At 75.4% G+C, this 13052-nt stretch carries 5 protein-coding genes; 1 reads left to right on the top strand and 4 read right to left on the bottom strand.

The features are described 5' to 3' along the window. The first annotated feature begins 1 nt into the window (after position 1). Positions 2 to 1339, top strand: coding sequence for an aminotransferase class I/II-fold pyridoxal phosphate-dependent enzyme (locus IG94_RS0126505; protein WP_031042248.1), 1338 nt, complete (start codon positions 2 to 4; stop codon positions 1337 to 1339). Between the two features lie 142 nt (positions 1340 to 1481). On the opposite strand, the gene IG94_RS0126500 is transcribed toward IG94_RS0126505, so the two are convergent. The 4 genes from IG94_RS0126500 to IG94_RS0126485 all read right to left on the bottom strand — a co-directional run bounded on the left by IG94_RS0126500 (position 1482) and on the right by IG94_RS0126485 (position 13035). Next, positions 1482 to 1949: a pyridoxamine 5'-phosphate oxidase family protein gene (locus tag IG94_RS0126500; protein WP_031042245.1), complete on the bottom strand. Its 468-nt coding sequence runs from the start codon at positions 1947 to 1949 to the stop codon at positions 1482 to 1484. Beyond that, the gene (locus IG94_RS0126495; RefSeq protein ID WP_031042242.1) at positions 1946 to 2443 is read right to left on the bottom strand and encodes a Rieske (2Fe-2S) protein; all 498 of its coding nucleotides are present in this window, start codon (positions 2441 to 2443) and stop codon (positions 1946 to 1948) included. Before IG94_RS0126495 ends, IG94_RS0126500 begins: the two co-directional genes overlap by 4 nt. Before the next feature lie 218 nt (positions 2444 to 2661). Then, positions 2662 to 3534 (bottom strand): TauD/TfdA dioxygenase family protein, encoded by an 873-nt coding sequence (locus IG94_RS0126490; RefSeq protein ID WP_031042238.1) that lies wholly within the window; start codon positions 3532 to 3534, stop codon positions 2662 to 2664. A 69-nt stretch (positions 3535 to 3603) separates the two neighbouring features. Next, complete coding sequence (locus tag IG94_RS0126485) at positions 3604 to 13035, bottom strand: non-ribosomal peptide synthetase (protein WP_052410859.1); 9432 nt, start codon at positions 13033 to 13035, stop codon at positions 3604 to 3606. Positions 13036 to 13052 lie beyond the last annotated feature (17 nt).

The following is a 13052-nucleotide window of genomic DNA, read 5'->3' as shown; positions in this document are numbered from 1 at the left end:
TGTGCTAGGAGAGTATCGGATCACAGGGCGGGGCGCAGCGGAGATTTCCGCGAGCGTCGAGCGCGCGGTGGGGGCGGGAGAGCTGGAGCCGGGGCAACCGCTCCCGCCCATGCGGGAGTTGGCCGAGCGGCTCGGCGTCAATCCGAACACCGTCGCCGCCGCCTACCGCACCCTGCGTGAGCGCGGGGTCATCGAGACCGCCGGGCGCCGGGGCAGCCGCGTGCGCGCCAAGCCGGCCACCACGGGGCGCGAGTACATCCGGGTGGAGGTGCCCGAGGGAGTGCGCGACGTCTCCGACGGCAACCCCGACCCGGCTCTGCTGCCCGCCCTGGGCCCGGTCTTCGCCGCCGCCGCCGAGCAGGGCGACCGGGACCCCGTGCTCTACGGGCACGCGCCCGTGGACCCCGGCCTCGCGCGCGTCGCGCGGGCCGAACTCGACGCCGACGGGGTGCCGGACGGACCCGTGGCCGTCGCGTCGGGATCGCTGGACGCCATGGAACGGGTACTGGCGGCCCACCTCAAGCCCGGCGACACCGTCGCCGTCGAGGACCCGGGCTGGGGCAGCCTCCTCGACCTCGTCCCCGCGCTGGGCCTGCGCACGGTCGCCGTCGGCGTCGACGACGAGGGGCCGCTCCCCGGCGACGTGCGCCGGGTCCTGGAGTCCGGCGCCCGTGCCCTGGTCGTCACGGACCGGGCGCAGAACCCGACGGGCGCGGCGCTGAGCCCCACCCGCGCGCGTGCCCTGCGGGCGGTGCTGCGGGACCACCCCGCGACCCTGCTCGTCGAGGACGACCACGGCCACCGCATCGTGGACCTCCCGCTGCACCCCCTCGCCGGTACGACGCAGAGCTGGACGCTGATCCGCTCGGCCGCCAAGGCGTGCGGCCCCGACCTGCGGCTCGCCGTGTTCACGGGGGACCCGGTCACGCTCGACCGGGTGCGCGGACGGCAGCGGCTCGGCCCCGGCTGGGTCAGCCACGTCACCCAGCGGGCCGTGGCCCGACTGTGGTCGGAGGACGGAGTGGACGCGCACGCCGTCGCCGCGGCGTACGGACACCGCCGGGACGGGCTCCTCGACGCCCTCGACGCGCGGGGGATCACCGGGTACGGGCGCAGCGGCCTGAACGTGTGGATCCCGGTGCCGGACGAGACCGGGGCCGTCGCCCGCCTGCTGCACGCCGGCTGGGCGGTGGCCCCCGGCGCGCGCTTCCGCCTCGGCGCCCCGCCGGGCATCCGGATCACCGTCTCGACGCTGACGGACGACGACATCGGGCCCCTGGCCGGGGCGGTCGCCGCGGCCGTGGGGCCGGGGGCGGGGCCGCCGGGGAGCCACGTCTGACGCGAGAGCGGGCGGGGGACGCCGACGGGGGACGCCGCCGGCGGACTCGGCGCCGCTCGGCGGCCCGCCCCGGCTCACCTCTCCGGCCGCGGGTCCGCCGCCGCCCGCATCGGGCGGCGGCGTCGGCCCGCCCCGGGCCGGCCTACGCCGGGCCCAGCTTGCGGAAGTCCCAGGAGACGATCTTCTCCGGCGTCAGCCGCAGCCAGGCGTGGCGGCCGTCGTGCGGCATCTCCTGGAGGCCGAAGTTCTTGCGCGCGAACAGCGTCTCCGGGAAGTCGAGTTCCGCGCACAGCTCACCGGTGCGCGGAGCCTCGCCCACGAACTCCACCCGGCCGGACAGCTCCGCGCCCCGCAACTCGTCGTACTCCTCACCGGTGTCCACCACGACCGCCACCCGCGGGTCGTGCCGCAGGTCCGTCCAGCGCCGGCTGCGCACCACCGAGTAGAGCCACATCGAGGCACCGTCCCACACGAACCACAGGGTGCTGACGTGCGGCGTCCCGCCGGCGGAGACCGTGGCGACCCGGCAGGTGCGCTGCGCGGTGAGAAACGCCTCCAGCTCGCCGGGCGTCATCATGATCCGGCGGCCCCGGCGCTGCGTCACGGTCATCCGGCGAGCTGGATCGAGTCCCCGCTGACCGTGATCTGCACGGCGGGCAGCGGCTTGGGTGCGGGACCGCCCTGCACGCTGCCGTCGGTGATCGAGAAGTTGCTGTTGTGACAAGGGCAGTTGATGACCCCGTCGGCCACCTTCTGCACCGCGCAGCCCTGGTGGGTGCAGGTGGCGGAGAACGCCTTGAAGTCGCCCGCCGTGGGCTGGGTGACGACCACCTTCTGGTCGGGGAAGACCTTCCCGCCGCCCTCGGGGATGTCGGCCGTCGCCGCCAGCGCGGCTCCGGCCCCGGCGTTCTCGCCACCGCCCGAACCACCGCTGCTCGCCCCCTCGGAGCCGGAGGCCGACGGAGCGGTGCCGGTGTCGCCGGACGTGTCCTCGTCCGAGCCTCCACAGGCGGCCAGCACGGCGGTGAGCCCCGCTGCTCCGGCCGCCGTCACGACGGTGCGGCGGGCCGGTCCTGCGGGGCGGTGAAACGATGCGCTGGTCATGCTGGGGTTCCCTTCCGGGGTGGATGCGTGATGATCTGCCGAGAGGTACGGCCCCGTGGCACATGCTGTTCAGACCGTGCGGCGATGCTGTCGCGTCGGCGGTCGGGCGGACGTAAAACACGGCTGTCGATTCGCTGTCGCCCCGCCTCCCGGGCACCCGGCCGGGGCTCCCCGCGCCGGACCGGCGACCGGTACGGGAAACGGGCCGGGACGCGCCGCTACCAGCCCTTCAGCGGACCGCCGTTGATCGCGACCCGCCGGCCGTAGCGGGTACGGGGGTAGTAGTCGTAGGTGGCGTGGTGCTGGACGCAGCGGTTGTCCCAGAAGACCAGCGTGCCGGGCGTCCAGCGGACCCGGCAGGTGAGCAGCGGGCGCTGCGGCACGAGGGCGAAGAGCATCTGGAGCAGGGCGTCGCTCTCCTGCTCGGAGAGCTGCGGGATCCGGGAGACGTAGGCCTGGTTGACGTACAGGATCGGGCGGTCGGTCTCGGGGTGCCGCACCACCACCGGGTGCTCGCTCACCGGGACCTCGTAGTTCGGCGGCACGCTGTAGCCGCGGAAGCTCTGCGCGCCGTCGTGAATGGCCGTCAGGCCGTCCAGGATGCCGCGCATCGTGGGCGACAGCATCTCGTAGGCCAGGTGCATGTTGGCGAACAGCGTGTCACCCCCGCTGCCGCCCTCCGGCGTCTCGGTGATGTAGAGCATCGAGCCGAGCGACGGTTCGAGGTCGGCCGTGCCGTCGGCGTGCCAGGCGTTGCCCGCGACGTTGCCCGCCGCCGCGCTGGTCTTGATCTCCAGCACCACGGGGTCGCCCTCGGGCGGCGGAGGGTTGACCGGCCGCAGCTCACCGAAGTGGGCGGCGAAGCGCTTGTGCTCGTCCGTGGTGATCTCCTGGTCGCGGAAGACCAGGACGTGATGGTCGAGGAACGCCGTCCTGATCTCGGCCAGCGCGGCGTCGCTGAGCCGGGAGAGGTCCGCGCCGGTGACCTCGGCGCCGGTGAGGGGGGTCAGAGGGGTCACGGAGATGTGCTCGTAGGCCCTCGGCGGCCTGGTCGTGACGGCTTCCAGCGCGGCGAGTTCGTAGGCTTCCATCGCGTTCTCCTCAGGGGGTGGTGGGCGGAAGTGGTGGTGGGGCGGCGCGGCTTGCGGGGTACGGCTGTGTCAGCGGGCGGCGGACCCGTCCGTCGGGCCCTCGGCCACGGCCTCGTGGACGGCCTCGTTGACCGCGTGCGCCACGGCCGCGGCATGGGGAGGGCGGACGACGCCGTAGTGCGTCGTGTCCAGCACCTCCGAGGCCGTCGGCTCCGGCAGGTGGGCACGCCAACGGGCCCGCTGCTCCACGGGGGTGCCGAGCGACGGCAGGCCCTCGACGGGGTCCTGGGCGAGCCAGAGCCGGGTGGCCGTCACGGTGATCCGGGGCAGCCGGTGACCGGCCATGCTGTGCAGGTTGGCCACGCAGCAGCGGGTGAGGCGGTCCGCGTAGGTGTCCGCCTGCCTCCCGGGCCCGGTCTCTTCGCCGCCCAGTCCCAGCTCGGCGGCGAAGACCGTCTTCAACTGCCGTTCGTCGTACTCCTGGAACACCGCGCCGCTGCCGGGCGGCGGCGGGTCGAGCAGGTGCAGCGAGCGGGCCGGCCGCCCCGCGGACTCCGCCTCGGCCGCCATGCCGGCGGCCACCCAGGCCCCGAACGACCACCCGGCCAGGTGCCATCGCCACGTGGTCTCGGGGAAGCGGGCCCGCAGGGCCGCGAGGTAGTGGTGGGCCCGCTCGGCGATCGTCCACCGCGGGAGTTCCCGGCCCCGCAGGCCCGGGTCGGCGATCAGGGCCACGGTCGCCCCCGGGTCGATCTCGGCCGCCAGGAAACGGTAGGCCTGGACGTCCCCGCCGACCGGATGCACCAGGCACACGACGTCGCGCCCGGCGCCCTGCTGCCAGACCGTCAGCGTCACCCCGTCCCCGTCCCCGTCCTCGTCCTTGCCCTCCTCCGGGTTCAGGTGGTCCTGGGAGTCCTGCGTCCGGTCCGCCTCGCCGCGGGCCTCGTCCAGCCGCGCCACGATCTCGTCGAGGCTGACCCGGTGGCTGAGGGAGCCGAGGTCGAGTTCGACGCCGAAGCTCCGGTCGACCGCCTCGATCACGCTCAGCAGGGTCAGGGAATCGGCTCCCAGGTCGTACAGCGACGCGTCCGGGTCGAGCCGGTCGACTCCCAGCAAGATGCACAACTGCTCGGCCAGCAGCTTCCGCGCCGAGTCCGGCGCCGGAGCCCGGTCTCCCGCCGGCGCCCCCGGCAGCCGGGCGGCGGGAACACCGGACGCGTCGTGACCGGCGCCCTCGTAGAAGACGCGTGACTCCTCCACGTCCGTGGTGGAGACCAGCAGGTGCGGCAGGCCGAGCCCGACGGCGCGGGCGAAGACCCGCTGCCCCTCGTCGACGGTCAGACCCACGCCGAGGTGCGCCCGGTGCCGCGCGTCGGAGTGCAGCGTCCGCACCGCCATGCCGGTCTCCCGCCACACGTCCCAGGCCAGCGCGGACCGGGCGGTCGTGCCCCCGCCCGGCCCGCCGTACCGCGCGAAGGCGTCGAGCAGCGCGTTGGCGGCGGCGTAGTCGAACTGGCCCACGCCGCCCAGGTGCGCGGACATGGACGAGCAGTAGACGGCGAGGGCCGGCCGGTGCTCCTCGATCAGCTGCTCCACGAGCAGCGCCCCGCGCAGCTTCGGTGCGAGGGCCTTCCGCATGTCCTCGGCGTCGCGCCGCGCCACCAGCCCGCCCGCCGCGACGCCCGCCGCGTGCACCACGGAGGCCAGCCCGGTGGTGCGCGAAGCGATGCGCTCGGCGACCTCGGCGGTCGGCTCGGCCGCCAGGTCGGCGTCGACCAGTTCCACGCGCTCCGCCCAGGGGGCGAGCACCTCGGGAAGCCGTGGGCGGCGCGACAGCAGCAGCACCCGGCCGGGGGTGTGCGCGAGCAGCCACGCCGCGATGCCGGTGCCCAGGCCGCCGGTGCCGCCGAGGATCAGGTGGTCGCCCTCGGACGCGGGCAGTGGCTCGCCCTCGTGGTCCGGGGCCGCGGCGACCGGCAGGAGCACCTGTTCCCACCAGCAGCCCTGGCGCAGCGCCAGCTGCCGGGGCAGGCCTGCGGTCTCCGGCTCGGCGAACAGGGCGGCCAGCTGCGCCGCCCAGGCGCCGGTGCCGGGGAGGTCGACCCAGTGGCCGCGCGGGGCGCCCTCCTGCGGTCCGACCTCGGTGACACCGGCGAGGAGGGCGGTCTCCGGCCGGCTGACGTCACCGTGGACCGGCCTGGCCCCGCGCGACACCCACCAGGGCCTCAGCAGCGCCGCGTACGGCCTGCCGGACACCGCCCGCAGCAGCGCGGCCGGGGTGTCCAGGCAGGCCCAGGCGGCCCGGTCGACGCTCGTCGCGTGTACGGGCCCGTCCACCGAGAGCGGCAGCATGTGCACCCAGTCGACGCCCGGGGGGCCGTCCTCGGTGACGGCGTCGAGGACGTACCGCAGGTGGGCGGGGTCGGCGGGGTCGGCCTCGAAGCGGTCGGCTCCGGTTCGGGCCCGGTCCGCCGACGCCCTGACCCACACCACCCGGCGGTGACCGGCGGCGAAGGCGTCCACCAGGGCGGCGTCCGCCGGGCCTTCGGCGACGACGACGAGGGTGCGGGCGCGGTCGCCGCGGGGAACGGTGGCCGCGCGGCGCAGGCGCACCCACTGCGGCTGGTGCAGCCACTGCGCCTCGGGAAGGCGCTCCGGCGTCCGTGCCGCCGCGAGGGCCCCGGACGGTGCCGGCGCGGAGTGCGCGGCGGACGCCCGGCCGAAGTGGAAGTCCGCGAGGTCGAACGACGGCGGTGGGAAGTCCCACGGTGCCTGGGCGGAGCCCTCCGGCCACGCCACGGTGCGTCCCGCCAGCCAGGCGTCGGCCAGCTCCGACACGGACCGGCACTCCGCGGCCGCGACCGGATCCCGCGGTGGCGCCGCCGGCCTCTCCCCGGCACCCGGCTCGGCGGACGAGGCCGCCGCAGCGCGGAGCCAGTCGACGGCGCTGAGCGGGGTGGGGCAGACGGCGGCTGCCCGCAGCCGTTCCTGCGGCCGGCCCGCCTGCAGGTGACGCAGCACCTGACCGTAGGCCTCGGGCCTGCGCTCCAGGTAGTCCGCGATCCGCGAGGCGTCCGACCGCAGCCGGACCGCACCGGCCGCGGAGAGCACGACGAGCGGCACGACCTCCTGGTCCGCGGCGCCCGAGTCCGCGGCGTCCGGCGGCGGCCCGGCCGCGCTGCCTCCCTCCAGCACCACATGGGCGTTGGTGCCACCGATGCCGAAGCTGCTCACCGCGGCCACCCGGTCCCGCCGCGCGGGCCAGGGAAGCGCCTCGGTCGGCACGTAGAACGGCGTAGGGTCGGGCCCGATCTCCGGGTTGAGGGCGCGGAACCCGCGCGTGGGCGGTATGACGCCGTGGTGGACCGAGAGCACGGCCCGTATCAGGCCCACGGCTCCGGCCGCCGCTCCCAGGTGGCCGATCTGGCTCTTGACCGAGGTGAGGGCGCAGTGGTCCGGCTCCGTCGTACCGAGCGCCTGTCGCAGGGCCTCCGCCTCCACCGGATCGCCGAGACGCGTGCCCGTGCCGTGCGCCTCCACGTAGGCGACGTCCGAGCCCGGGCGGCCGCTGCGGCGCAGGGCGGTACGGACGGCCGCGCGCTGACCGGCCAGAGAGGGAGCGCTGTAACCGAGCTTCGCGGACCCGTCGTTGTTCACCGCCGAGCCCGTGATCACCGCGTACACGGTGTCCCCGTCCGCCCGCGCCCGGCTCAGCGGCTTGAGGACGAGCACGCCGGTGCCGCTGCCCCCGACCGTGCCGTCGGCGTCGTCGCTGAACGGCCGGCAGTGGCCGTCGGCGGAGAGGATGTGCTGCGGCCGGTAGCGGTAGCCCTGGGAGAGCGAGGTGTCGACCAGGACGCCGCCCGCCAGCATCACGTCGGCGTCCCCCTGGCGCAGCATCCCCGCAGCGAGGTGCACGGCGACCAGGGAACTGGAGCACGCGGTCTGGGCGGCGAGTACCGGGCCGGTCAGCCCGAGGTGGTAGGCCGCCTTGGTGGCGAGGAAGTCCTTGTCGTGGTGGAGGGCGAGCTGGAAGCCGTCGGGGAGGTGCGCGGGGTCGGCCTCGCGGAGCATGGCCTGGAAGTAGGTGTTCTCGCCCGCCCCGGCCACCAGCCCGACGCGCGCGGCACCGGTGTCGGCGAGTCCGGCGTGGGCGAGCGCCTCGACGCAGGCCATCAGGAGGTGCCGCTGCTGGGGGTCCATCAGCCGCGCCTCCTGGCGGCTGATGCCGAAACGCTCCGGGTCGAACGCCAGCAGCCCGTCCATCTGGCTGCGGGCACCCACGACGCCCTCGGGCGCGTCGAAGTACTCGATGCCGCCGGCCCCCGAGGCGATCAGCTCCCAGAAGGCGGCCAGATCCGGGGCACCCGGCGCGCGCACCGCCATCCCGACGACGGCGATCCCCTCGGCACCCGCAGCGGCACCCGTGAGGTCGCCCGCACCGGCCCCCGCATGGTCGCCTGTACCCGCACCGACACTCGTACTCGTGGCCGTACCCGTACTCATACCCGCACCCGCACCCCCACCCGTGCCGGCTCCGGCGTCCGTGTCGAGGAACCGCGCCAGCCGGCGCACGGTGACGTGCTCGAAGAGGTCGGCGACGGTGAGCGGCAGCCCGAGGACGGTCGTGCAGCGCAGGTGGAAGCGCATCAGGTCGAGACTGGACGCCCCCGCCTCGAAGTAGGTCTGGTCCGGCCCGATGGCCGACCCGGTCGCCTCCTCGAAGGCGGCGGCGAGTGCGGCCTCCCGCCCGGACGACGGCCCGTCGGCGGCGCGGTGGGCGCCCGGCAGTTCCCGCGACGGGGCGCGCAGCGCGGCCTCCCGGTCCAGCTTGCCGCTCGGGGTGCGCGGCAGCTCGGCGAGCAGCCGGTAACGGGCGACCCGCACGTGCGCGGGCAGCAGACCGGCCAGGTGCTCTCGCAGCTCGGCCGGCGAGGGCGCGGCGTCCCCGCACCGCAGGCACGCCACCAGCTCCCCACCGTCGACGGCCACGACGGCCCCCACGACAGCGGGGTGGCGCAGCAGGGCCGCCTCCACCTGGCCGGGTTCCAGCCGGTGGCCGCTCAGTTTGACCTGGTCGTCGGCGCGTCCCAGGAAGTGCAGGAGGCCGTCGGAGTCGAACCGGGCGCGGTCGCCGCTGCGGTAGAACAGGCCCTGTCCGGGCAGCTCGGTGAACCGCTCCTCGTTCAGACGGCCGTCGCCCAGGTAGCAGGGCGCGTCGATCACGCCCCCGAGGAGCAGGTCGCCCGGGCAGCCGGGCGGCACGGGCAGTCCGGCCTCGTCGACGACGTGCAGCACCGCGTTCGCGACGGGGCCGCCGATGGCCGGCCGTTCCGGCCAGCGGGAGGGGTCGCCGTCGAGGCACAGGCTGCTGACGACGTGGGTCTCGGTCGGCCCGTACTGGTTGAACAGCCGTGAGCCGGGCATCCCGGCGAACCAGCGGCGGACGGCGTCGGTGGAGACCAGCTGCTCCCCGGCGGTCACCACCTCGCGCAGCCGCGACGGGTAGCGGCCGAGGTGCACGGCGTGTTCGGCGAGCATCTGCAGCGCCACGAACGGCAGGAAGAGGCGTTCGATGCCGGCCGCCTCCAGCCGGTCGAGGAGCGCGGGAACGTCCTGGCGCAGACCGGGCCGTACGAGATGCAGGCAGCCACCGGAGCACAAGGTGCCGAAGATCTCCTGGAACGACACGTCGAACGACAGCATGGAGAACTGCTGCGTAGCCGCCGCGCTGCCCAGCCCGCCCGACGCCGCCTGCCACTGGAGCAGGTTGCACAGCGTCCGGTCGTACACCCGTACGCCCTTGGGGGTTCCGGTCGATCCCGAGGTGAACAGGGTGTACAGGGGGCGCTCGCCCCGGTGAGGGGGGACGGGAAGGGCCGGGTCCGGCGCCGCGGACAGGGTCACCGTGCGCCGCGGCAGGCCCAGCCTGCCTCTTGGGTCCACCGCGTCGAACGCGGACTGGTCGCCGGGCGGGAGCAGGACGCACAGCGGGTCGGTCTGCTCCAGGATCTGCCGCAGCAGCGCGGGCGGGTACGACGGGTCCACCGGCACGGCGGTCAGGTTCAGCCGGGCCAGGGCCAGCAGCGCCACCACGTGCTCGACGGACGGTTCGAGGAACAGGGCGACATGGCACGGCCCTTCGGCGTCCCGTGCCCCGGCCGTCGCACGGAGGTCGGCGGCGAGCGCCGCCGCCCAGGCGTCCAGCGTGCGGTAGTCGACCGGCCCCTCGGCGGTCATCAGGGCCGGGTCCGACGGGGTCCTCGCGACCTGCAGGGCGAACCCCTCCGCGACCGTCGTCCAGGCCCAGGCACGCGACTCGCCGCGTCCGGGTTCGGGCAGCGAGCCGCGGTGGCCGGCGACCAGGTCGGCCACGGTGCCGGTCGCGGAGTGCTCTTCGGTGAGGGCGTCCACTCCTCGGCGGAACAGCTCGGCCAGCGCGGCGGCCCGCTCGGGGGTGAAGTGCTCCGGCGCGTACTCCCACTGGCAGGCGAGGCCGTCGGGCCGTTCGATCACCGAGAGCGTCACCGGGCACTTGGCCCCGGCGGGCACCGGCCATCGCGGGGACGTCTCGCAGCCGGGCAGCTCCAGCGAATCGAAGTCGGTGTTCTCCAGCACGAAGAGGAAGTCGAACGGGGAACCCGCCCGGCGCCGGGGACCCTGCCCCTGGACGACGTCGGCGAGCGCGACGTCCTGCCGCTCCAGCACCTCCTGCGTGTCCCGCCCCAGTCGCAGCAGCTCCTGCCGCAGTTCCCGCCGCGGGGACACGTCCAGCGGAAGCAGGACGGTGTTGGCGAACATGCCGACGCTGTCCTCGAACTCCCGCACCGGACGGCCCGCGACCGGTGCCGCGACCCGGGGCCGGGCGTCGCCGGTCACCCCGTACAACGCCCAGGCGTAGACGGCGAGCAGCACCTGGAACCGGGTCAGCCCCGCGGCGCCGCAGAGCCGGTCGAGAGCCGCGCGGCGCACCACGTCCAGCTGCGTGTGCAGCAGCGCCGCACCGGGGCGGTCCGCCGGGTGGGGCGCCGGCTGCGGCACCGCCCGCCCGGGTTCGGTGCGATCGGCGTAGTGGGCCAGCAGCCCGGTGCGCAGCGCGTCGTAGGCCGGTTCGGCCCGCCACCGCTCCTGCCAGACGGCGAAGTCGAGCGGAGTGGGCGCCGGGGCGGCGCGGTCCGGGGCGTCCTCCCCGCCCGCGAGGGCCGCGGCGTAGCCGTCCGACAGGTCGCGCAGCAGGACGTTCACGGACCAGCCGTCGACGGCGATGTGGTGCAGGTGCAGGAGCAGCACCGAGCCGGAGCCGGTCTCCGCCGGGAGCAGGCCCATCCGCAGCATGCGGGGCCGGGACAGGTCGAAGGGCTCCGCGAAGAAGGCGTCCTGCGGCGCGCCGGGATCCGGCACACCGCCCGCGACGACGCCGGGCGACGCGTGCGGCCGCTCCGCCGGCACCCACGGGTCGTACGGCTCACCGACCACCTGGAGGAGCCCCTCGGGTGCCGCCTCGAACGCGGTGCGCAGGGCGGGATGCCGGGCGACCAGCCGGGAGGACGCGCGGCGCAGGGCGGGTACGTCGACCTCCCCCTCGACGGCGAAGGCCAGCCGGACGTCGTAGGCCCGGGAGTGCGGCGACTGCTGCTGGATCAGCCACAGGCGCTGCTGTTCGCTGGTCGCGGGGGCGGACCCGGCCCCGGCCGCCGACGCGGAGGGGTATCCGGGAGCATCGGTGTCGGGGGCCGCCCGGACGGCTTCGGCCAGTGCGGCGAGGTCACCGCGGAGCACCAGGCTCTGCGGCAGGTCGCGGTTCCAGCGCCGCCGGATCTCGAAGCGCAGCCGCAACGCCGTGAGGGAGTCGCCGCCGCACGCGATCCAGGTGTCGCCCGGCCGGAGATCCGGCAGGCCCAGCACCCGGCCGGCCATCTCCAGCAGCTCCCGCTGCACGGGGTCGGTGACCTCGGCGGCGTCGCCGTCCGGCCGCCAGGGCGGATCCGTACGCGCCAGCAGCGCGGCCTGGTCGGCCTTGCCGTTGGCGGTCCGCGGCACGGCGTCGATCCGGTACAGGTGGTGCGGCCGCATGTACGCGGGCAAGTGGGCGGCCAGGTGCCGGTCGAACTCCGCCCAGGTCAGCGCGGAATCCACGACGAGGTACGCCAGCAGCTCGTTCGGTCCGTCACCCCCGGCCCGGCGGGTGCACACATGGGCCTGGCGCACGGCCGGGTGGGCGAGGATCCGCTGTTCCAGCTCGCCGGGTTCGATGCGGAAGCCCCGTACCTTGACCTGGCGGTCGGCGCGCCCGATGTACTCGATGTCCCCCCGCGCGTCACGGCGTACCAGGTCACCGGTGCGGTAGTGGACGACGGGCGGTCCGTCCGGACGGGACAGCGGCACGAACCGGCGTGCGCTCTCCTCGGGCAGGTTGCGGTATCCGGCGGCCAGACCGGCGCCGGACAGCAGGAGTTCGGCCACCTCGCCGGGCGCGGCCTCGCGGGTGGTGCCCGGCACCACCAGCGTCGCGCCGGTCTCCGGCAGCGTCCGCCCGATGGGCACCACCGGCGTGTCGAGGTCGCGCGGAATGGGGTGGCACAGGGCGAAGGTCGAGCATTCGGTCGGTCCGTAGCCGTTGTACAGCCGCGTCCCGCTGCCGGCGTTGTGGCGGTACCAGGAGCGGACCGCCCGGGCGTTGAGCTGCTCCCCGCCGATCAGCAGCTGCCCGAGGCCCGCGAAGCAGTCGGGGACGGTCGCGACGACGGCGTTGAACAGGGCCGCGGTCACGAAGGCGGTGTCGACGCGCTCGCGCAGCAGGACCTCGGCCAGCCGTTCCGGCGACTGGACGTCGTCGTCGGCCAGGACGACGCAGCAGCCGCCGGTCAGCAGCGGCACCCAGACCTCGAAACTCAGCGCGTCGAAGGCGGGGTTGGCCAGGCAGGCGAAGCGCTCCGTCTCCTCCAGCCGCAGGTATCCGGGCCGGGCCAGCCGCAGGATGCCGGCGTCGCGGACCTCCACGCCCTTGGGCCGGCCCGTGGTCCCCGAGGTGTAGAAGACGAAGGAGACCGGTGGGGCGGTGTCCGGCGGCGACGGCCGGTCCACGGCGTCCCGCCCGTCCCGGAGGAGTCCGTCCACCGGTACGGCGGCGACGCCCGGCGGAAGACCGTGCGGCGCGTCACCGGTGTGCACGTGCACCACGGCGCCGGAGTCCGCGAGGACGTGGTCCCGGCGCTCCGCAGGACTCTGCAGGTCCACGGGCACGACGCGGGCGCCGAGCCGGAGGACGCCCAGCATCACGCAGACGAGCTGCCAACTGCGGGGCAGAGCCACGGCGACGGCGTCGCCCGGCCCCACCCGCAGGGCCCGCAGCGCGGCGGCGGCGCCCGCGGCCTCGGCGTCCAGCGCGGCGTAGTCCAGTGTCCGGCCGCCGTCGCTCACGGCCGGGGCGTGCGGAGTCAGCCCGGCCCGCTCGTGCACGGCACGGGCCAGACCGGTGGAAAGGGCAGGTGTTCGCATCATGCCTCTGGCGGTGTGGT

The sequence above is a fragment of the Streptomyces olivaceus genome, from assembly GCF_000721235.1.
Taxonomy (GTDB): domain Bacteria; phylum Actinomycetota; class Actinomycetes; order Streptomycetales; family Streptomycetaceae; genus Streptomyces; species Streptomyces olivaceus.
This window is presented reverse-complemented; position numbering and strand designations above follow the sequence as displayed.